The sequence below is a fragment of the Lentzea fradiae genome (genome assembly GCF_900100955.1).
Lineage (GTDB): Bacteria > Actinomycetota > Actinomycetes > Mycobacteriales > Pseudonocardiaceae > Lentzea > Lentzea fradiae.
This window is the reverse complement of sequence record NZ_FNCC01000024.1, coordinates 40,937-62,965: the sequence shown is the minus strand read 5'-3', so window position 1 is coordinate 62,965 and position 22,029 is coordinate 40,937. Positions and strand designations below refer to the sequence as shown.

14 protein-coding genes are annotated in these 22,029 nt (G+C 73.3%); all 14 read right to left on the bottom strand.

Going from position 1 to position 22,029, the window contains the following annotated elements; genetic code table 11:
• Positions 1 to 29: 29 nt before the first annotated feature.
• Positions 30 to 353 (bottom strand): helix-turn-helix domain-containing protein, encoded by a 324-nt coding sequence (locus tag BLT23_RS37735; RefSeq protein ID WP_090059780.1) that lies wholly within the window; start codon positions 351 to 353, stop codon positions 30 to 32.
• A 35-nt stretch (positions 354 to 388) separates the two neighbouring features.
• Positions 389 to 1,255, bottom strand: coding sequence for a DinB family protein (locus BLT23_RS37730; RefSeq protein ID WP_090059779.1), 867 nt, complete (start codon positions 1,253 to 1,255; stop codon positions 389 to 391).
• Positions 1,256 to 1,278: 23 nt separating this feature from the next.
• On the bottom strand, positions 1,279 to 2,781 hold the full coding sequence (locus BLT23_RS37725; RefSeq protein WP_090059777.1) for a phosphopantetheine-binding protein: 1,503 nt from the start codon (positions 2,779 to 2,781) through the stop codon (positions 1,279 to 1,281).
• The gene (locus tag BLT23_RS37720) at positions 2,778 to 4,640 is read right to left on the bottom strand and encodes a hypothetical protein (RefSeq protein ID WP_090059775.1); all 1,863 of its coding nucleotides are present in this window, start codon (positions 4,638 to 4,640) and stop codon (positions 2,778 to 2,780) included. Before BLT23_RS37720 ends, BLT23_RS37725 begins: the two co-directional genes overlap by 4 nt.
• Before the next feature lie 64 nt (positions 4,641 to 4,704).
• Entirely contained in the window at positions 4,705 to 5,925 is a 1,221-nt protein-coding gene (locus BLT23_RS37715; protein WP_218133998.1) for an MFS transporter, read from the bottom strand.
• A 40-nt stretch (positions 5,926 to 5,965) separates the two neighbouring features.
• Complete coding sequence (locus tag BLT23_RS37710; protein WP_143036181.1) at positions 5,966 to 7,090, bottom strand: NAD-dependent epimerase/dehydratase family protein; 1,125 nt, start codon at positions 7,088 to 7,090, stop codon at positions 5,966 to 5,968.
• 32 nt (positions 7,091 to 7,122) lie between these two features.
• Positions 7,123 to 8,082, bottom strand: coding sequence for a 2,3-diaminopropionate biosynthesis protein SbnA (gene sbnA, locus BLT23_RS37705; RefSeq protein ID WP_090059804.1), 960 nt, complete (start codon positions 8,080 to 8,082; stop codon positions 7,123 to 7,125).
• The gene (locus BLT23_RS37700) at positions 8,082 to 9,308 is read right to left on the bottom strand and encodes an ATP-grasp domain-containing protein (protein WP_176947128.1); all 1,227 of its coding nucleotides are present in this window, start codon (positions 9,306 to 9,308) and stop codon (positions 8,082 to 8,084) included. Before BLT23_RS37700 ends, sbnA begins: the two co-directional genes overlap by 1 nt.
• A gap of 17 nt (positions 9,309 to 9,325) precedes the next feature.
• Complete coding sequence (locus BLT23_RS37695; protein ID WP_176947127.1) at positions 9,326 to 10,312, bottom strand: ornithine carbamoyltransferase; 987 nt, start codon at positions 10,310 to 10,312, stop codon at positions 9,326 to 9,328.
• Positions 10,299 to 11,339, bottom strand: coding sequence for an ornithine cyclodeaminase family protein (locus BLT23_RS37690; protein ID WP_090059767.1), 1,041 nt, complete (start codon positions 11,337 to 11,339; stop codon positions 10,299 to 10,301). Before BLT23_RS37690 ends, BLT23_RS37695 begins: the two co-directional genes overlap by 14 nt.
• Positions 11,339 to 13,414 carry a prolyl oligopeptidase family serine peptidase gene (locus tag BLT23_RS37685; protein ID WP_176947126.1) on the bottom strand — a complete coding sequence of 692 codons (2,076 nt, stop codon included), beginning with the start codon at positions 13,412 to 13,414 and terminating at the stop codon, positions 11,339 to 11,341. The genes BLT23_RS37690 and BLT23_RS37685 overlap by 1 nt, the downstream gene beginning before the upstream one ends.
• Positions 13,411 to 19,590, bottom strand: a complete 6,180-nt coding sequence (locus BLT23_RS37680) for a non-ribosomal peptide synthetase (protein ID WP_090059763.1) — start codon at positions 19,588 to 19,590, stop codon at positions 13,411 to 13,413. The genes BLT23_RS37685 and BLT23_RS37680 overlap by 4 nt, the downstream gene beginning before the upstream one ends.
• Positions 19,587 to 20,372, bottom strand: a complete 786-nt coding sequence (locus tag BLT23_RS37675; RefSeq protein WP_090059761.1) for an HAD-IIA family hydrolase — start codon at positions 20,370 to 20,372, stop codon at positions 19,587 to 19,589. Before BLT23_RS37675 ends, BLT23_RS37680 begins: the two co-directional genes overlap by 4 nt.
• Entirely contained in the window at positions 20,369 to 21,910 is a 1,542-nt protein-coding gene (locus BLT23_RS37670; protein ID WP_176947125.1) for a pyridoxal phosphate-dependent aminotransferase, read from the bottom strand. Before BLT23_RS37670 ends, BLT23_RS37675 begins: the two co-directional genes overlap by 4 nt.
• Positions 21,911 to 22,029: the final 119 nt, after the last annotated feature.

Below are 22,029 nucleotides of genomic sequence, written 5' to 3'. Positions count from 1 at the left end.
GGTGCCGCGGCCCCACGGCACGGTTCCGGTCAGACCGTCCCGCGTCGTTCGCGCCGCACGGCGTCGTCGTACCGGCGCTGCCACTCCGCGGCGAGGTCGGGGTTCACCACCGTCGCGTAGTCGGTGGCGAAGTGGTAGTACTCGATGCGTTCGAGCGACTTGGTCCGCCCCGTCTCGAACCTCGACAGCGTGCCCCGGTTGACGCACAGCTCGCGGGCGAGCACCGACAGGCTGATCCCGCGGCGCCTGCGCTCGGCCCTCATCTCCTCGCGCAGCTCGGCGGCCATGGCGTTCGGGTCCACCGGCTTCGGGTTGCGCCCGGTGGCGATCCGGCGGTCTGGACTGGTCGGCATCGGCTCCCCTGTGGTGGACGTGGTGGTCGGTGTGGTCAGGCGGGGTCGCGCAGCTCGCGGACCTCGTCGATGTGCTGCAACGTGTGGATGGCGCGCCGGCGGAGCACCTCGCGCACGGCCAGGGGCGACCCCTCGGGGTCGTGCGGCGGGTTGAAGCGGACCTCGCGGTCCAGCGCGCCGGGCACACCGGTCAGCAGTTCGGCGAGGTGTTCGCGCAGCGAGCGGAACAGCCGCAGCGCGCCGTCGACCGGCCGGGTGTCGTAGGACAGCTGGTCGGCGCAGCGGCGGTCGGTGGTGTACCAGTTGTGGTTGTAGAGGTAGCCCGGCTGGACCAGGGCCGCCATGATCGCGCCCAGCCACTGCAGGTCACCGTCGCAGATGTGGTGCACGATCGCGCGGGACGTCCACACGCCACCGGAGTCGGTGATCTCCAGCTCGCGCTCGGTCACCCCGTCCAGGGCCCGCTCCAGCTCGTCGGGCCCGGAGGCGAACAGGTCGAGGACCTGCTGGTCGTCGAGCACGGCCTCCTGCAGGAACTTGAGCGTGTAGCCGTCCTCGTCCGGCACGGCCAGGACCTTGTCGCCCCACCGCGTGGTCGTGACGGTGGCCTGGTCGAGCCCGCCTTCGCGCATTGCCTTCGCGCGCTGCTCGACGTCGTCGACCCGGAACACGAAGCTGCTCTCACCGGGGGCGAAGACGGCGTGGCGCTCCGCCAGGTGCGCGGTCACGTCCTCGGCGGCCGGGCCCGCGAGGAGCATCGGATCGCCGTCCTTGTCGAGGATCTCCAGCACGTCCGCCGACAGCTCCCCGCGCGGAGAAGCGGTGAAGTCCACCCAGCGGGTGTAGAAGTCCTTGCTGCGGTGCACGTCCGCGACGCGCAGGGCCACGTTGGGGATGTCCATCGGTCACACCTCTTGTCTGCTGGTCAACGGTCTTGTGGCGGAGTGGTGGCGACCCAGGCGGCGAGCGCACGCGCCGTCGGGTGCCGGTACAGGACGCGGATGGTCACGGGGCGCGCCGTGGCCGCCCGCAGGCGAGCCGCCACGCGGGCGCACGTGAAGGAGTTGGCGCCCAAGGCGAAGAGGTCGTCGTCCGGCCCGACCTGGTCCCCGAACGCACCGCGCCACACGGCGAGGCAGCGTTCGAGGTCGTCCGAGGTGGCCTCGGTCGCGGCACGTCGTGCTCCGGGCGTGGCGGACGTCGCGGGCACCGGGGTGAGCGAGCGGCCGTCCGGGATCGCCGGGGCGTCGGGGGCGGCGAGCACCGCGGCCAGCTCCTCCGCGAACCCCGCGAGGTCGTCCGCGGTGAAGTGGGCGGGGTGGCCGGACAGCCGCAGGTCGTCGCCCGTCAGCTCCACGGCCAGCAGTCCGGGTGCGCCCCGGTGCGGGCCGGGGTGCACGCGCACCGCCGGGTGCTCCGGTGCCACGCCGGCCGCCGTGTTGACGGTGAGCAGGCAGTCCGGCACGCCGGGGACGACGCTGCTGCTGAGCCTGCCGACGAGGTCCGCCGGGGGCGCGCCGCGGTCCAGCGCGTCGAACAGGGCGTCCGCCGAGGAGTCGATCGCCGAGCGGACGGAGCCGGAGACGGGAAGGGGGTGCGGAACCGGCAGCGGGCGGATGGCGAGCAGCCGGTCGCCCTCGGCGGCCAGGGGGACCGTGAGCCGCTGGAGCGACCACCCGAACCGGCGGGCCACCGCGACGCGCGTGGCGGCGAGCAGGACGGCCGTGGGGGTCGCCCGCGCAGCCCTGGCCAGTTCGCCGAGCACCTCGCGGTCGAGCGTCGCGCGGGCCGTGACCGCCGGCCGGTCGTCGTCACCGGCCCGGTCCACCGCGGGGCCGGTGGCCTCCAGCAACGCGAGCTGGCCCTCCCAGTCCTCCCGGGCCGCCGCCGCGGGTGCGGGGTGGGGTGGCGCGGCGAAAGCGCTGGTCCGGCGCTGGGGAACGGCGGCATCGGCCGTCGCCAGCTCGGCCAGCTCGGTCACGAGCGCCGCGAGGCCGGGGCCGTCGGCGATCGCGTGGTGGGCGCGGACGAGCACGCGCGTGGGCGGCCCGCCGGAGAGCACGAGCTGGAACAGCGGGGTGCCGGGCGCCTCGTCCGCGGTGGCCGCGAGCTGGTCGAAGACCCGGTCGGCCGGACCGTCGCCGGTGGTCGCCGAGGTCGGCAGCCAGGGGGTCGCCGGGCCGGGCCTCCAGCGGAAGCCCCCGTCGTCGGTCGTGTCCACCTCGGCACCGAGCTCGGGATAGCGGACGACGAGCTCCGCGGCGGCGCGGCGCACCGCGTCGGCCGAAACACCGACGAGCTCCGCACGGACGTCGATGGTGTAGCTCGACACGGGCGCGAGCTGCGCGGCGAGCAGCATCTGGGCGACGGCCTCCGGCGGTTCCCGCCACTGCCGGGTCCCGGCCGCGGTCGTGTCTGTCGTGCTCATCGGACCTCCCGATCCCGGGGCAGGACGTTGACGAAGACGTAGGAGCACTGGTGTTCGCCCTCGACCAGGCCGGTGACGACGGCGTAGCGCTCCGCCGCCTGGACCCGTTCGTCCAGGCGGAACCGCCAGGTCTCCCTGGCCGTCGCCCCGCCGGGCACGTGGACCGGTCGCGACCTGCCCCGCGGCAGGTCGCCGACCCCGCCCGCCACGAAGGCGAAGCCGACGTGCCCGAGCACGGCCGTGTCACCGCGGTTGGCGAAGGTGCCGGTGAGGCCGTTGTCCTGGACCTTGGGCGCGTGGACCACGTGGTTCGTGGTCAGCTCGACCGCCGGGGTCCGGGCGGTCGACCAGGACAGGTCGCCGCACCGGCGGCACTGCAACGCGAAGACCGTGAGCCCGACGGGCAGGCGGTGCGCCATCTCCACCCGGACCGCGCTGTCGCGGCCGCACTGGGGACAGGCCACCGGTACCGCGTCCACCTGCCGGAACGCCCTGGCCCGATCACCGAAGAAGCCCCACCACGTGTCGTGGACCTGGTGCACGAGCTCGCGCGTCGTGCTCGACTGGAGCTCGTCCACCCCCTGCCGGACCTCGCGCAGCGCGTCGACCTGACGCTGACCGCGCGCGAGGAGGCCGCGGCGGGCGACCTGCTCCAGGGTCGTGAGCCGTCCTTCGTCCAACGGCAGCTCCAGCGCCAGCAGCGAGCGCAACCGGCCCAGGACGGTCTGCGCGGCGATCAGCTGGTCGTCGACCGGCTCCACCTCGGGTGCACGGCGCGCCTCGCGCGTGATGCTCGCGGGCACGTCGACGGGCAGGGCCGGATCGCCGAGCAGTCCGAAGCGGGCGGACTCGCCACCTTCGGCCACAGCGACCTGGTTGAGCCGTGCCACCGCCTCCCCCAGGCGCGCGCCGCCGTGCAACGCGCCGGCGAGGTCGTCGTAGAACGGCCGGTAAGCCACGTGGAGGCCGATCGTGCCGACCACGGCGACGGTCGTGCCCTCCAGGAAGCCGAGCCCGACCCCGACCGAGGGCGGGTGCGCGTTGTTGCCCACCGCGACCGAGCTGCACGTCTGCAGGAACGCCAGGCGCGTGTCGATCGACGAGGCGGCGATCCGGTCCTCGTCGCCGAGGTCCTGCCGCCAGCAGCCCTCGCCGCGCAGGCAGGACGGCAACCTGACGCGCAGGGCGGGGTCGACGTCCGCGGGCGGCTCCGCGGTGCCCCGGCCGCAGACCAGCCCGTCGGGCAGCAGCAGGCAGCACTCCCGGCCGTGGGAGAGCACGCGCAGGGACGTGACCGGCCCGCGCACCAGCGGTCGCAGCTCGTCCAACGCCACCGCGTCCGCCTCGTCGGCACCGGCGGCCATGGGGTGGGTGACGACGACGTCACGCGACGACGCGCGGGCCTGGACCGTGAGCGTGCGGTAGATCAGGCACGACAGCGACTCGGCGCTGCGCGCGGTCACCACGCCGAGCCCGGGGTGGCGCATGCCCGGCCAGTCGCCGAGGTCTGCCAGGTCATCGGCCGTGGCGACCAGCGCGACCGGGACGTCGTGCAGCGAGTCGAGCAGGCCGCCGAGGCTCGTCAGGTCGGTGCGGTGGTGCGGGCGGGAGGTCGCGGCCGCGAGGAGCGCTCCAGCCGCGTGCGTCGCCGCGGCACCGAGGGAAGCCACAGCGCCCGGCCACGCCGTCGCGGTGACGGCGGGCAGCTCCGGACGTCCCTCGGCACGCAGCACGTCCTCGTAGCGGGTGAGCGCGGCTCCGTCGAGAACCGGGAACGCCTCACCCGGCCGCCACCCGGCAGCGGTCCGTTCGTACTCGGCCACGTCGTCGTGGCGCACGACAGCTTGCAGAGCCGGCATGTGTTCCCCCGAGGTGGTCCTGCCCGTCCCGGGTGCGGTGAGCACCCGGGACGGCGCGAAGTGGTCAGGCCGCGAGTTCCTGCTTGGGCGCGACGGACAGGTACCTGCGCAGGAACGGCTGGGCGACGGCCAGTGCCGCGCACGCCGCCGCGCAGGTCACCCAGAACACGAACCCGTTGGTCAGGTCGAGCAGCCGCATGCCGCCCAGCGGGGCGATGACCGCGGCGGCACCCCAGCTGGTGCCGAACACCGCCATGTACCGCCCCCGCGCGTGTTCCGGTGCCAGCGTCGCCACCACCGAGTACGCCCTGCCGAGCAGGACCAGGTCGCCGACGCTTTCGATCACCGTGGCGACGACGAAGCCGGTGAAGCTGGTGGCCACCGCGTAGCCGAGCAGGCCCGTGCCGAGCAGCAGGTACCCGATCGTCATGGCGGTGAAGTCGTTGAGCTGCTCCACCTTCCTCATCGCCAGCAGCGGCTGCCCGAGCACGATGGTCAACGCCCCCAGCGCCAGCAGCAGGCCGAACTGCTCGGCCGACAGGCCACGCTCGACCAGGGTGAGGGGGACGCCGAAGGTGATCAGGTAGTACAGGACGGCGAACACGGTGCCCGCGGCGAGCATCGCCATCAGGCCGGGGTCGCGCCACGGGCGGGCGCGGACCGGTTCTTCCTCGCTCTTGACCTCGCGTTCCGCGTTGGGCAGGACGAACAGCACGACCAGGGCGCACGCGAGGCAGGTGGCGGCGTCGATGACGAAGAGCCACCGCAGGCTGAACTGGCCGATCCACGCGGCCAGCAGACCCGCTCCGACGGCCGCGCCGGCCAGGGCGGCACCGAGCAGGCCGTAGGCCGCCGACCGGTGCTCCGGCGTGGTGACGTCGGCGATGATCGCCTGGCTCGGCGGTTCGTACAGCTCGAACGCCAGGCCCAGGATCAGCACCGCGACCGCGACGACGACCAGGCTGCTCGTCGCGGCGACCAGCAGCTGGGCCACGGCGCAGCCGACGAGACCGATGACGATGGTGACCTTGCGCCCGATCCGGTCGGCGAACCGGCCGCCCAGCAGGCGGGACGGGATGGTCGCGGCGCCGAACCCGGTGATCAGCAGGCCCGCCACGGCCACGGACACGCCGAACTCCTGCACGAGCACGAGGCTGAGGAAGGGCAGCGTGAACGCGCCCAGCCGGTTCGCCGCCCGCGCCGCGACCAGCACCCAGACCACCTTGGGCAACTCCCGCCATCCCGAGGGCAGGACGCGGTTCCACAATCCGGCAGCAGTGCTCACGAAAGACCTTCCGAGGTGGTGGATCGACAGCCGGGCGGCGTCACGACAGGCCGTCCCGGAAGGCGCGGTAGGCCGCGCCCAGCTCCTCTGCCTGCGCCCGGGACTCGTCCAGGTGCACCGTCCGAGCCGAGTAGCCGAGGAACTTCTCGATGATGGCCATGTTCTCGGGCGTGTAGACGGCCGTGCCGTCGGGGCGCACCTCGGCGATCCCGTCGAACACCATCGCGCGTTCGTTCACCTCTCGGGCCTGCTGCTCGGTGACCCCCTCCGGCAGGGCGAGCTCGACGCGGTCCCGCCACACCCGCACCGGGTAGCCGCCGATCAGCGCGTTCGGGCCGGGCGCGTGCACCACGGCACCCGTGTCGTCGAGGACGGCGTCGAGCACCGTGAGCGCGGACGCGGCGGTCAGCCGGGTGCCGTCACGGGCGCCGATCCTGGCGTAGCGGGTGGACAGCAGCCGCACGACGTCGGGCACCGACACGTCCGCGGTGCGGTCGACGTCGTCGACCAGCACGTGCAGCAGGTACGGCGCGCCGTTGACGGTGTGGTCGTTCTTCAGGCCACTGCTGACGAACGCCTCGGCCACCAGCCGCAGCTGCACCGAGCGCAGCGGCACGTCCAGCAGGTCGGCCGCCGCACGCCGCAGACCCGGCACGACGTTGGCGACGTTGCCCACGCCGATGGTCGGTGCGAGCCCGGCGGTGTCGAGCAGGGCGTGGGTGACGTCGGGCAGGGCGGCGTTGACCACCTTGGCGTCGGAGCCCGCGCGGCGCACGGCCTGCATCAGGTGGTAGACGAGGGTGAGCTGCATCGGCAGCCACGGGCCGATCGACGCCCGGTCGATCTCCTCCGCCAGCGCCTTGGGCAGCTCGAAGATCTGCCACCACGGCTGGAGGCTCGCCGTGGTGAAGATGACGTCCGGTGCCACGCGGGCGATCAGCTCGGCGGTGCGGTCGACGTCGAAGAGGTCGACCTGGTCGGCCTCCACCGACGGGTAGTAACCCATCTGGGTGACGGCGTGCAGGGCGAGGTTGGCCCGGCGGCGGGTCTGCTCCCGGTCGGTGCCCACGACCGTGATGCGCACGTCCTCGGACCGGCGCATCAGCAGTTCGAGGACGCCGTACCCGAGCAGTCCGGCGCCGACGATCATCACATGGGGCTTCACGCTCTTGGGTTCCTTCCGGCGGGTGGGTGTGGTCATCCGATGAGGTGGGCGTGCAGGGGTTCGACGACGGGGTCCGCCTGGTAGATCACGTCGAAGTACCTCTCGCCCCGGTCGGGGAAGAGGGTCACGACGCGGGCGCCCGGCCGCAGCCGCGGGAGGAGCTTGCGGATGGCGGCGACCACCGATCCCGAGGAGCCGCCGGCCATGATCGACTCCGCCGCGAGCAGGTCGTGGCACCCCGCGGCGGACTCGTCGTCCGTCACGTGCACGACCCGGTCGACGAGGTCGGTGTCGAGCAGCTCCGGCCGGCGGCTGGCGCCGATGCCGGGGATGCGGCGGGGACCCGCCGGTCCGCCGAAGATCACCGATCCCACCGCGTCGACCGCCACCACCTCGACGTCCGGGTACGACTCGCGCAGGCGCCTCGCGGTGCCCATGAGGCTGCCGCCCGTGCTCAGCGCGACCACCAGGTGGTCGGGAGGGCCGGGCAGGTCCGCGACCAGCTCCTCCCCCGTGCCCTCGTAGTGGGCCTGCCAGTTGAGCGGGTTGGCGTACTGGTTGACCCACACCGCCCGCGGGTCCGCCGCGAGGATGCGGTGCACCTCGGCGAGCCGCGTGTGCAGGTAGCCGCCCTGGGAGTCCTTGCGGTCGACCTGGACCACCTCGGCGCCGTGCTGCCGCATCAGGGCGAGGTTGAGCGGGCGCACGAGCGGGTCGACCACCAGCGTGCACGCCAGGTCGTGGGCCCTGGCCTGGGCGGCGAGCGCGACGCCGAAGTTGCCCGACGTGCTCTCGACGACCCGCATCCCCGGCCGCAGCACCCCCTGCCTGAGCCACTGGCGCACGACGTGGCGCGCCGGGCGGTCCTTGATGCTCCCGCCGGGGTTCAGGAACTCCAGCTTCGCGAGCACGTCCACGTCGTGCCCCGCGAACAGGCGCTTGAGCCGGACCAAGGGGGTGCCGCCGCCGACGTCGGCGTAGGACTCGAACATCACGACTGGTACTCCACGGCGACGTCGTCCATGAACAGCTCGGCGAGCCGGATCGACCTGTCGAAGTCGTCGGCCGTGGTGATGACGTAGCCGAGCCGGTCATCGTTGTCGCGCACGCCGGTGACGTCCATGGGCTGCGTGGTGAGGTTGCTGCGCACGACGCCCTCGTAGTCGCCCTCCGGCGCGCGGACGGACACGACCCGGCCGAGGCGGGCGGGCAGCTTGTAGAAGCTGGTGGCGTACCGGCCGGTGCGCGGGGCGCGCTCCACCCGCACGTCACGGCCCAGGTAGAGGCCCATGTACAGGTCGATCGGGTCGACACCGCTGGTGAGCCGGATCAGGTCGCGGATCTGGTCGCCACCGAGCCTCGGGTTGATCTCGATGAGCGCGACGGAGTCCCCGTCGACCTTGAACTCGACGTGCGCCGAGCCGTGGCGGTGACCGGTGGCCGCCAGCCACGCGTACACCGTCTCCTCCACCACGCGGTCGAACTCCGGCTCGAAGAAGTACGGGAACACCGCGCCGGTCTCCACCGGGAACGGCGGCGGGCCCAGCAGCTTCTTCGTGTAGCCGATGAGCTGCCAGCGGCCGCGCACGGTGTCCCACATGCACTCCGCGGTGTACTCGACACCGGGGACGTACTCCTCGACGAGCAGGTGGGGCGAGCACAGGTAGTCGCGCAGGTTGCGGCGGACCTCGCGGGCGCGCTCCACCGCCTCGGCGAAGTCCCGGTCGTCGTGGCACAGCCGGACACCGGTGCTGCCGCTGTCGTCGACCGGTTTGACGACACACGGGTACCCGATGGGGGAACTCGTCACCTCGTCCTGGTCCGGGCTGAACACGGCGTGCTCGACGGTGCGCCCGATGCCCTTGGTGAGCACCCGCGCGCGGTCCTTGAAATGCGTCTGCACGAGACCGTTCACGTCGGCGTGCGGCAGCCCGAGCTGCTGCGCGGTCACGGCCGTGGGAATCAGGCGGTAGTCGTCCACGGCCACCATGCCGATCACCGAACGCTGCTGCGCGAAGCTGAGCAGCTTGCCCACGTCGTAGGTGTCCACAACGGACACACTGTCGGCGAGCGACAGCACGTCGGGTTTCATGCCGACGTACTCACGCGGGTCACGCGCGACGAAGTGCGTGCGCAGCCCCTGTTCCGCCGCCAGCGACAACGCGATCGCGTTGTACCCCGTGAGGTTGCTTTCCACGAACAGGACTTCACCGTTCACGTTGCGCACCATTTCCCCTACCTCGTCCGGTCGATCCGGTCCGCGGCGTCGCCGAGCGGCCGGGCGAAGACGTGCGCGAGCACCGCCATCGCGCTGTACAACTTCATCCGCGCCTGCGACCAGGCGATCGAGCGCGGGCCGTCGAGCACGTCCCCGGTGACCTCGTCGCCGCGGTGGGCGGGGAGGTCGTGCATGAACAACGCTCCGGGGAAGCGCCGCAGGAACGCGTCGTCGACCCGGAAGGGCTCGAACCGCTCGCGCCACGCGGGGTCGCTCTTGCTCGTGCCCGTGGTCTGCCACCTGGTGGTGTAGACGACGTCGACGTCACGTCCGAGCCGGCCCACGTCGTGGCACTGCTCGACGAGACCGCCCTCGCGGGACGCTTCCTCGTGCGCGGACCGCACCAGCTGTTCCGGCAGGCCGTACCCCTCCGGGACGGCGAAGGTCACCGCGAGGCCGGGCACCTTCGCCGCCGCGCGCGCCAAGGCGCTCGCGGTGTTGTTGCCTTCGCCGACGTAGAGGACCCGCAGTCCCGACAACCGCGGGAAGTGCACCGCCAGGGTGGCGAGGTCGCACAACCCCTGCGTGGGGTGTTCGTCCTCGGCCATGGCGTTGATGAACGGCACCCCGGCCGCGGCCTCCAAGGCCGCCAGCCGCGCGGTGGAGTGGGTGCTGCGGACGACGATGCCGTCGACCATCCCGCCGAGCACCCTCGCGGTGTCCTCCGGCGTCTCACCGGTGGAGGTCTGCAGCTCCGCCCCGGACAGCGGCACCGGCGTGGCACCGAGCCTGCCCGCGCCCACGCTGAACGCGGTGCGCGTCCTGGTCGAGGTCAGCTCGAACCAGATCCCCACGAAGGTGCCGTCCAGCGGTTTGGTGGCCGGTGGACCGTCGCGGAACCAGGCGCCGGCGCGCTCGACCAGGACGGCGACCTCGTCGGCGGTCAGGTCCGCGTTGCTCAGCAGGCCGGAGACGCCGGCGCACGTCGTGTCAGGCGTTCGCACGAAGACCGTCCACGAGGTTGATCAGCACGCCCTCGCCGGTCGCGCGGGCGTTGGCGACGACCGCCGCGAGCAGGGCGACGTCGAGCACGGCCATGCCGAACGGGTTGGACACGACGTTGCCCCGCACGGGACGCACGGCGGGCACCCGGCCGTCCAGCACGTCGGCGAGGCTGCCTTCGACGCGCGGCCGGGCGCCGGACGGGTCCGGGTCGAGCGTGCCCGCGCCGAGCAGGGCGCCGAGGATGCGCCGGGGGTTGTCGACGACGAGCTCGAGGTCGTCGACGTAGACGGCCTCGGCCTCCCGGAACACGTCGGTGTCGACGTCGTCGAGCGAGACGTGCGCGACGAACGTGGGCCGGGTGAACCAGGACGGCGGGATGTAGGGCGACGACGAGGTGGTCACCGTGATCAGCACCGAGCTGGCCGCGACGCAGCTCTCGGCGTCGGGCACGACGTCCACCGTCACGCTCGGGATCTCGGTGGCGGCCCAGTCGCGCAGGGCGTGGGCGCGCGCCGGGTCGAGGTCGTGCGCGAACGCCCTGGTGATGCCGGGGTCCTTCGCCAGCAGCCGCAGGTGGGTGCGGGCCAGCGCCCCGCAGCCGAGCACCGAGACGGCGTCCGGTGACTCCGGCCCGAGGTGGCGCAGCGACAGCACCGTGTAGGCCGCGGTGCGCAGGGCGCTGAGCACGGCCGCTTCGGCGAGCACCGCCGGCCGGGCCGTCTCCGGGTCGAACAGCATGGCCACGCCGCCCGCCCGGTCCAGCCCGAACCCGGGGTTGCTGGTCGCCGCGTTCACGACCTTGAGCCCGTAGACGGGTTCGGGGTCGGTGACCGAGCCGAGCATCGCGAGCGACCGGGAGTACGCGCCGTGCCGGTTGGTCCAGCTCAGGTATCCCTCGGCGGGCAGCTGGGTGCGGCCGTCGGCGTGTGCCCGCAGCGTCGTCTCCACGACGGCGACCGGGTCGACGGCCGCCAGACACCGTTCGACCGCGGCGCGGTCCAGCAGCAGCATGTCATCCGCGGACATCAGTGTTCCTCTCGCAGGTGGGCCAGGGCGAAGGTGAGCCGGTCGGCGAACTCGCCGTCGATCTGGTTCTTGGACGCGCCGACGCCGTGGCCGCCGTGGTGCTCGACGCGGAGCAGGACCGGTGCCCGCGACCCCGCGGCCGCCTGCAACGCGGCGGTGAGCTTGGCGGGCTGCCAGGGCAGGACGCGCGTGTCGTTGAGCCCGACGGTCAGCAGCACCGGCGGGTAGGCGACGTCGTCGCGCACCCTGCGGCACGTGTCGGTGATGAGCAGTGCCGCGAGTCCTTCCGGGGTGGTGACCGTGCCGTACTCGGGGATGTTGGGCGGGCCGTTCTCGTGCATCTCCAGGCGGAGGGTGTTGGTGAGCGACACCCTGAGCACGACCGCGCCGAACGCGTCGGGGCGCCGGACCATGGCACCGCCGACGGTGAGGCCGCCCGCGCTGGTGCCCTCGGCGGTGATCAGGCGCGGTGCGGTGTAGCCGCGGGCGACGAGGTGCTCCGCGCAGTCGAGGAAGTCCTGGATCGTGCGTTCCTTGTGCTCGCGGTGCCCGGCGCGGTACCAGTCGTCGCCGCGGTCACCGCCTCCGCGCACGTGGGCGACGGCGAACAGGCCGCCGAGGTCGGTCCACACCCGCAGCGCCGGGTTGTAGGCCGGTCGCAGGGTGATGCCGAAGAAGCCGTACGCGGTGAGCAGGACGGGGCGCTCACCGTCACGACGCACGCCGGGCGCGCCGACGATCGTCAGCGGCACCTCGACGCCATCGGAGGCGGTCACCTGCTCCTGCCAGGACACGGCGGCGTCCGCGACGTCACCGGCCGCTCCGGGGGCGGGCACCGGGACGAGGGCCGACGCCTCCTGGTCGAGCCGCCAGACACCGGGCGGACGGGTCCACGAGGACAGCAGCACGTGCACGTCGCCGACGTCGGTCCACCCCCAGCTGGGGATGCCGCACGGGAACGGCAAACGGACCGGCACCACGTCGGCACCCTCGTCAGGCCGCACCACGCGCAGTCCGGCCGCTCCGTCGACGAGGCACCGCAGCAGCAGGCGGTCGCGCACGAACCCGATGTCCTCCAGCGCCTCGTCGTGTCCGGTGGCCACGAGCCGCCGGTTGCCGGGAGCGGGGTCGTCGAGCGGTACGCGGTCGATCCGCCAGCCACCGGTGACGGGCCCGCCGGTGTAGAGGTACCCGGCGCCCGCGGTCCAGACGTGCACCGCGTCGGCCGGGACCGCCACGCGCCGCCAGGACAGCCGCGACGGCGAGCCCAGCCCGGCGGCGTCGGCGAGGTGCAGGGTCCGCTCCTTGGCTGACCCGTGCACGATCGTCGCGACCAGCGTGTCCCGGTCGGCGAAGGTCACCAGGGGCACGTCGTCCGGGTCGAGGCCGACCTCCGGGTCCAGGCTCCCGCGCAGCAGGACGTGCTCCACGTCGAGGCGGTCGACCGCGCGGTAGCAGGTGGCCGCGTCCTGGTAGCGGGTCGCGGGGTCGTCGCCCTCGCGCAGCTCGCGCCACTGGAGGTAGCAGAACCCGGAGCTGTCGGGGGCCCAGGCCACCCCGCCGATGCTGGCGCGGTTGGTGCGCAACGGCATGATCCGCGGCACCGCGAGGTCCGGGACGAACTCCCCGTGCCGGTCGACGACGAGCAGGACGTGGTCCTCGGTGCCGTCGTGGGACACGCCGACCGCGATGTGGCGGCCGTCCGGCGAGGGCGTGTACCAGTCGATGCTGATGTGCGAGCGGACGTCGGGCAGGCTGATCCGGTCCGGTGCCACCAGGACCTCGGCCGCGCCGGTGCCGGGGTCCAGCCTGACCAGGGACGGCACGTCCTCGCCGCTGCCCCTGACCATGCAGTGCACACCGGTCGCGGCGACCTGCACGTTGCTCAGCTCGACCAGGCCGTCCCACGCCTTCGCGACCCGCGCGACGACGTCCTCCCGGTCCGGCCGGGCGGCGAACCACCGCTCCGCGGCCTCGCCCTGGGCGGTGACCCAGTCGCGGAACTCCGCGCTCGCGGTGTTCTCCATCCACCGGTGCGGGTCCTCGATGACAGTGCCGAAGTGGTTCTCCGTCACCACGTCGCGTCCACCTCCCTGAGCTCGTCGTCGATGAGCGCCGCGACGGACTTCGCGGCGGAGTCCCGCACGACCCCGTGGTGGTCCTCGCCGTCGAGGACCTCGATGCGCAGCGCGGTGACGAGCCGTCCCCACGCCCGCTGCGCGTCGTGCACGGGGATGGCCGAGCGTCCGCCGCCGACGAGGACCAGGCGGAGGTCCCGCGGTTCGGCGCGGTGCCGGGCCAGTGCGGCGCTGTTGTCCAGGAACAGGGCGTAGCGGTCGCGCAACGCGGCCGCGTCGGGCCTGCCGGTCTCGTCGCCCCGGAGGGCGGCGGCCAGCTCCTCGACCTCGGACCTGTCCGGTTCCCGGCCGCCGTGCAGGTCGGTGAGGAACGACGCCACCGCGTGGTCGCCCTCCGGGGGCGGGCCGGTCTCGGGTGCCGAGTCGACGGCGAGGACGAGGGCCACGTCGCGGCCCCGCTCGCGGAGGCGTCCGGCGACCTCGAAGGCCAGCACACCGCCCATGGACCACCCGCCGACCGCGACGGGACCGGTGGGGCGCACCGACTCGACCAGGTCGGCGTAGTGGGCGGCGAGGTCGAGGACCGACGAGCCGGCCGGCTGCCCGTGCCGTTGCAGCCCGATGACAGGCCGGTCCCGGTGCAGGGCCGAGACGAGGTCCCGGTAGCACATCACCGATCCCCCGACGGGGTGCAGGAGGAACAGCGGGGTCAGCGTCCCGTCCGGGCGCAGCGGGACGATCGACGGCTGGACACGGGGGTCACCACCGGCGTCGCGCACCGCGGCGGCCAGGTCGCGCGGCCGGGGCAAGTGGAACAGCAGGGACAACCGCACCTCGGTCCCGGTCAGCTCGCGCAACCGTCCCGCGAGCCGCAGGGCGGCGAACGAGTTCCCCCCTTCCGCGAAGAAGTCGCCGTCCGGGGCGACCGGCGCGCCGAGCCCCAGCACGTCGGCCATGGCGGCACCGACCAGGTGCTCGAAGTCGTCGGCGACCGTCTCCTCCGCACCGGTTCCCGACGGCGTCACGGGCTCGGCGGGCAGGGCGCGCCGGTCGACCTTGCCGTTGGGGCTCAAGGGCAAGGCGTCGATCCGGACCAGCCGCGGGGGCACCATGTAAGCGGGCAGCCGGCGGCGGAGGTGCTCGACCAGCGCCTCCTCGTCCCAGCTCGCACCCGGCGCCGGGACGACGTGCCCCACCAGGTGGTGCCCGCCGGCGGCGTTGGGCCGGGTGACGACCACGGCGGCCTGGACGCCGGGGTGCTCGGCGAGGTGCGCCTCGATCTCCCCCAGCTCGATCCGGTGTCCCTGGACCTTGACCTGGTCGTCCTCGCGGCCGAGGAACTCGATGACGCCGTCCGGCCGCCGTCGTCCCAGGTCGCCGGTCCGGTAGAGCCGGTGGCCTGTGCCCGGCAGGTGGGGGAAGCGTTCGGCCGTCAGGTCGGGGCGCCGCCAGTACCCCCTGGCGAGCCCGTGGCCGGAGATGTACAGCTCGCCGGTCACGTGGTCGGGGCACGGCCGCAGGTGGTCGTCGAGGACGTGCACGCCCTGCCCCGGCAGCGCCGTCCCGTACGGGATGCTCACCCAGTCCGGTTCCACGGTGGTGACGGGGTGCTCGATCGACCAGATGGCGGCCTCGGTCGCCCCGCCGAGGCTGACGACCTCCAGCCCTGGGACGGCGGCGCGCGCCGCGTCGGGCAGGCGCACCGGAATCCAGTCGCCGCTGAGCAGCGCGAGCCTGAGCGAGTCCGGCGCCGCCGCGCCGACCATGTCCACATAGGACACGTACAGGTCCAGCAGCGCGGGCACGGAGTTCCAGACCGTGACCCGGTGCCGCTCGACGAGCCGCAGCCAGTGCGCCGGTTCCCGGTGCTGCCCGGGGTGGAGCAGGACCAGGGTCGCGCCGGCCGACAACGTGCCGAACACGTCCCAGACGGACAGGTCGAACCCGGTCGACGACAGCCCGAGGACGCGGTCCCGCGGGCCCAGCCCGTGCCGCTCGTTGACGGCGGCGACGGTGTTGACCGCTGCCCGGTGCTCGATGACGACGCCCTTGGGGGTGCCGGTCGACCCGGAGGTGAAGATGACGTAGGCGACGTCGCCGGGTGCCGCCGGACCGGCGTCGGCCTCGGCTGCCGCACCGGTGTCGCACGCGCCGACGTCGAGGGGCTCGGCACCGAGACCGGTGAGACGGCCGAGCAGGGCGGACCCGGTCAGCACCACCGGCGTGGTGGCCTGCTCCAGCAGGTGCGCCACGCGGGCGTCCGGGAGGTCGGGGTCCACCGGCAGGTAGGCGGCACCGGCGAGCAGGGTGCCGATCATCGCGACGGGCTGCTCCCAGCCGCGCGCCAGCACCTGTGCCACGAGGTCGCCGCGCACGACACCGGCCGCGGTCAGCGCCGCGGCGACGCCGCGGGCCCGTGCGAGCAGTTCTCCGTAGTCGAGCGTGCGGTCCTCGGCGATGACAGCGGGCACCCGCGGGTGTTCCACGGCCCGGCCGACCACGCGGGAGTGCAGCAGTCCGCGGTCGTCCAGCACGAGCGGACCGTCCGCCTGCTCCACGGCGGGAACGTCGTCGTCCGGGATCACGTGTTCGGAGCGCCACGCGGCCTCATCGGTGGCGAGCGCGCGCAGCCCTCGTTCGTAGGCGGCGTGGAGGTGATTGGGAACGTCCTGTTCGAAGACGTCGTCGACGCTGTCGAAGTGCGCGACGAACTCGCCGCCGTAGTCGTAGACCTGGTGGTCCAGGTGCACGTGCGGGGTTTGCAGCCCACTGCCGAGCAGCGTGAGGTCGAACGGCGGCGGCTGGAAGTCGCCGTCCACGTCGAGAGTGCTGGCGAACACGACCGGCAGCACGTTGTCGGGCGCCCATCCCTTGGCCGCGGCGATGTCGCGCAACAGGGCGACACCGCTGATCCCGGCGTGTTGCAGATCCCGCACGATCTGTTGTTGCAGCGCCACGGCGCGGTCGGCGAACGCGGTGGGGGTCGTGTGGTCGACGACGACCGGCAGCGTGGTGGAGAGGTTGCCGACGATCTGCCCGGTCGCCGGGTCGAGCCGCATCCTGTTGCTCGCCAAGGTGTTCACGGTGAAGCGCGACCGCGCGCTCCACCGGGCGAGGACTTCCGCGTAGAGGGTGAACAACGCGGCGCTCGGCGTGAGGCCGTGCGCCGCCGCGTGCCGGCGGAACCCGCTCCACAGCTCCGGGGACAGCGTCGTGGTGCGACGGGTGAACCGGCCCGTGCCGGACCTCCGTGCCGCGGGCAGTGCCGGGGCGGGAGGCAGGTCGGCGAGCCGCTCGGACCAGTGCGCCCTGGCACGGGCCCGCTGCCGGGGGTCGGCCAGTGCCTGGACGGCCGTGACCGCGCGCCGGTAGGCGCCGTGCGGCTCGGCGACCGGCAGGCCGCCGCCGCGGTAGGCGGCCAGCCACTCGGCGATGAGCACGTTCTCCGAGTGGGCGTCGACCAGCAGGAGGCTGATCCGGAAGAACACCCGCGTGCGTCCGCCGGGCAGCCGCACCGCCGTCGCGTCGAACAGCGGCCAGGTGGACGTCGTGCCGCCGTGGTCGCGGTAGTCGGCGCGGATCTCCCCCAGCCGGTCCTCGGCCGTCCGCGGGTCGAGCCCGGTCAGGTCGACCATCTCGGGCCGGAAGGGCGGCACGTCGGCCAGCACGCGCTGGCGCCCGTCCGGGGTGACGACCAGGCGCAGTGCGTCGTGGCGGGCCACCACCCGGTCGACCGCCAGCGCGGCGCGGTCCAGGTCCAGGCCGGCGGAGTCGAACTCGACGTGCAGGTGTGCCTTGGTGCCGCCGCCGGTGAAGTAGTCGTCCTCGCCCACCCAGTACGCCTGCTGGAGGTCCGACAGCGGGAACGGTTCCCCCGGGACGAGGTCCTCGGCCAGGGTCTCGGCGACCGGGCCGGGTGCCGGCGCGGCACGGCGGACGGCCTTCGCGAGTCCTTCGACGGTGGGCTCGTCGAACAGGTCGGGCAGGGTGACCGCCACCCCGAAGTCGTCGCGAACGGCGCTCAGGAGGCGTGCGGCGACCAGCGAGTGGCCGCCGAGGGTGAAGAAGTTGTCGTGCCTGCCCACCTCCGTGAGCCCGAGCAGCTTCGCCCACAGCTCGGCGAGCCGGGTCTCGACCTCGTCGGCCGGGGCGACGGCCTGCCCCTGGCTGCGGGTGAGGCCGGGGGCGGGCAGCGCACGGCGGTCGACCTTTCCGTTGGCGGACAACGGAAGCGCGTCGAGCACGACCACGGCGTGGGGTGTGACGTCCGGGTGGAGCACCCGGCGTGCGTGCTCCAGCACGGTGGCGCGCAGCACCTCCTCGTCCGCGGCCGGGTCGGCGGGGACCACGTGGGCGACGAGCACGGCGTCGGTGAGGTCGTGGCTGGGCTTGTGCACCGCCACCGCGCAGTCCTTGACCTCGGGCAGGGCGCGCAAGGCAGCTTCGGTGCCCCCGACCTCCAGGCGACGGCCGCGGATCTTCACGGTGTCGTCGATCCGGTTGAAGAACTCCAGGACGCCGTCCGGCCGTTGCCTGACCAGGTCGCCGGAGCGGTACATGCGGGCGCCGGGCAGTCCGGCGAACGGGTCGTCCGGGAACTTGGCCGCGGTCAGGTCGGGCCGGCCGACGTAGCCCGGCCCGACTCCCACGCCACCGATGTGCAGCTCGCCCGGAACCCCGGGAGGCAGGAGCCGCCCGGCCGGGTCGAGCACGTAGGTGGCCATGCCGGGGATCGGTGCGCCGATCCACATGATGGCCGGGTCGTCCTCGGTGACCGCGGTGATCACGTGGTGGCACTGGTCGTCGCTGCACTCGGTGGAGCCGTAGGTGTTGAGGACGGGCACGTCCGGGTACCGGTCCAGCCAGTCGCGGCACAGGTCCGACGGCAGGGCGTCCCCGGTGGGCACGAGCCAGCGCAGGTGCCGCAGCCCCAGCACACCGGCCGTGTCCAGCGCCGCCCGGATGAGGGACGGCACCGCCTGCCACACGGTGACGGCCCGTTCGTCGACGCGCGCCAGCAGCCGTGCCACGTCCTGGACCTCGTCGTTCGAGAAGACCTCGACGCGGGCCCCCACCGCGAGCCCGGCGACGCACTGCCACACGAGGATGTCGAACCCGATCGGCCCGCACTGGGCGATGACGGAGTGCTCGGTGATCTGAAGATCGGCGATCTTCGCCCTGGCGTGGTTGAGCATGCCGAGGTGGTCGACACCGACGCCCTTGGGCAGGCCGGTGGTGCCGGACGTGAACATCACGTAGGCGAGGTCGGCAGGACGGCAGCAGTCGTCCGCGGCCTGGGGCGCGGCCGGGGGCGCGCTCGGCGCCGTGACCACGGGCAGGTCGAGCGTGCGAACCGCGTCGAGGTGGTCGTGCGTGGTGACGACGCAGACGACGCCCGCTGCCTCCACCAGCTTCCGTGCCGTGGCCGGGTCGGCGTCCGGTTCCAAGGCCAGGAACGCGGTGCGGTTGTGCCACGTCGCGAGCATGGCGGCGATGAGGTGCGCGCCGCGGTCGACGACGAGCGCCACGAGGTCGCCAGGTCCGGAGTGCTGCCGCAGCTCCCCGGCGATGCCCTCGGCCTCGGCGATCAGTTCGGAGTAGGTCGTCTCACCGGACGCGTCGGCCACGGCCACGTGGTCGGGGAGGAGTGACGCCTGGTCTCGCACGAACTCGAGCAGGCAGGTGTCGAGGTCCCACGGCGGCTCGCCCGCGCGGGCGAACTCGGCGAGGGCGGTCAGTTCGGCGGCGGAGAACACGTCGTCGCTGCTGTTCTCCGGCTCGGTGATCAGCCGTGCGAGCTGGTCGGCCATCAGCTGCACGGTGCCCGGGAACCACCAGGAGGGCGTGCCGCTCACGACGAGCTCGACGTGGTCGTCCACCGGGGTGAACGTCCACCGCAGCGGGGGGCCGTCGGCCGAGCCGGTGTCGACGACGAGGGGCGCCGCGACGGAGTCGGCGTCCACCAGCCGTTCCAGGTCGGCCTGTTCGACCCCGCCGTACCGGGCGCACAGCCGGGCGAGAGCCCCGGCGACGGTCGTCGGCCGAAGGTGCTCGGGGCGGCGGAAGGTGCTGCGTCCCAGCACCTCCGCCGGGGCGTCCGCCGCGCGCGGCGTGCGGTGTGCGGGCAGGCGTGCGCCGAGGGTGAACGCGGTGGTGGTCCTGTGGTCCGTCACGTCGTCCCCCCTGCGGCGACCGGTGTTTCCCAGTGCGAGAGCTCGTCGATCCGGGTGAGGTTCACGTCGCCCGCGACCGTCCCGAAGGCGGAGGGCAAGCGGACGGCGACAACGCCCAAAGCACGTGCGGCGTGCACATCGGCGTCGGCGTCACCGACCACCACCACGTCCGTCTCACCGACGCCGTGACGTTCCAGCAGCAGCCGGAACATCAGCGCTCCCGGCTTGCCGACGATCTCGGCGGTGGCACCCGACGCCGTCTCGAGGGCCGCGACCACGGCCCCGGCGCCCGGCATCCGCCTGCCTTCCGCGGTGGTGAAGTGGGGGTCGCTGTTGGTCGCGAGGAACCGCGCGCCGCGGTGCAGCGCGTCCACGGCTCCGGCGAGCGCCGAGTAGGTGAGGGTGGTGTCGAGGCCCGCCACGACCACGTCGGCCGGTGCGGAGTCGACGAACACGACCCCGTCGACCGAGCGTGCCTCGACCTCGACCGCGGGTGCGCCGAGCCGCAGGACGCGCAGTGCCGCCCCGCCACCGGCCAGGTCCGCCAGCACGTGCGCCGCGGTGGAGGCCGAGGTCGCGACGGCGTCGGGGGTCACCGGGAACCCGGCCGCCTCCAGTCGCGCGACCTGCTGCTCCACGGTGAGCACCGCGTCGTTCGTGGCGTAGAGGACGCGGTGGCCGCGCTCGGTGAGGGCGGTGACGGTGGCGACCGCACCGGGGAGCGCGGTGTGGTCGGCCAGGAGGGTGCCGTCCAGGTCGAACAGGAAGGTCGGGCGGGTCACCGGTCACCCCGTCCCGCGGTCGTGGCGAAACCCTGACGGGCGTGCTCGGCCAGGCGGAGCGCTCCCCGCTTGAGGCGGCCCGCGATGGCGTCCACGAGGACCGCCCGGCCGCCTTCGTACCCCGCGCTGGACAGCGCGCCGCCGGGTCCGCCGAGGCCCAGGCCGCGCATCAGCGAACGGCGCTCGCTCTCCGTGGACGTGGGCGAGACCTCGCGCAGGAGTGCGTCGGCGGCGGCGCTCAGCTCGTGTTCCCGGTTGTCCTTCCAGGTGTGCTCCGAGCCGAGGCAGCCGAACGAGATGCGGACCGTGCAGTCGTCGAACCCGTTGGACAGCCCCGGCGACAGGCAGACCGCCGCCTCCCGCAGGAAGTAGGAGGTGACGTCGACCGAGTCGTTCAGGACCTCGCCGTCCGGGGTCCGCAGGCCGGCCAGGCCACGGGCGGAGACCAGGACCGAGTGGCCGGAGCGCGGACGGTGGCCGACCGCGAAGAAGGGCACGCCGGGCTCGTGGCCGAGCACCGAGGAGACCTCGTCGTTGATCTCCCCGAGCAGGCGTTCGACCAGGGCGGCCCGCTCCGCGCACTCGCGGGCGTTCTCGGCCAGGTAGTCGGCGGGGGCCCGCATCGCGGCGAGCGCCATCGCCTTCGCGACGTGCGGGATGGCGATGGAGGTCGCCGTGGCGTGGTACTTCATCCGCGCGATCAGCTCCGGCGCACCGCAGGCCCACCCGATCCGGATGTTGGCCAGCCCGTACGCCTTGGAGCCGCCGTCCACGGTCACCACGCGGTCCCCGAGCCCCGGCACGGCGGCGAGGTGGTGCACCCGTTCCCCGGCGAACTCGGTCTGGGTGAAGATCGAGTCCTCCAGCACCGCGAGGTCGTGGGCCAGGACGCGGTCGGCCAGCGCCTCCAGCACCGCCTCGGAGTACAGGGCACCCGTGTAGCTCGGGTTGAACAGCACCACGGCCTTCGTCCGGCCGGCGTCCGCGGGGTTCTCGGCGAACCACGCGTCGAGCGCGTCGGCCGTCATGACGTAGTCGTCCTCGCGCCGGGTGCGGACCACCCGGAGCTCGACGCGCGCGATGTCGGCCCACATGTTCAGGGCCTGGTAGTAGGTCTGCGGCACCAGAACGATGTCGCCGGGGTTCGCGACGGCGTTGAAGAAGCCCATGAAGAGCCTCGTGTTACCACTTTCGACGCACACGTGCCGCGCGTACTCCTCGGGTACTCCCTCGGCGAGGAAATCCTGCGCGACCGCCTCGTCGAAAGTTTTGAACGGCCTGAGGTAGAGATAGTTGTCGAGCGAGGACTCCTCGGTGTCGAGCAATGCCCGCACCCCGGCCGCGATCACGTCCGGGTGCGGGCGACGGACGCCCTCGCCGTGGGCGAGCGAGATGACCGACGGGTCGGACCACCCCTTCGCGACCTGCACGCCGTTGCGGTCGAGCCCTTCGATGGCGCCCCGGGCACGCCGGAACCGCACGATCGCGTCCTGCTGCTCGAAACCGCCGGCCATCCACCGGGTCGCGGTCGCGGACATACTTCTCCCCCATTTCGACAATGCCATCGAGAATGTGTGACCAGTCAGGCTCGAACCACGTTCCTTGGCGTCTCCTTCAACGAGGTGCTACGGTCCGGAACATGGGGGCTTCAACTCGT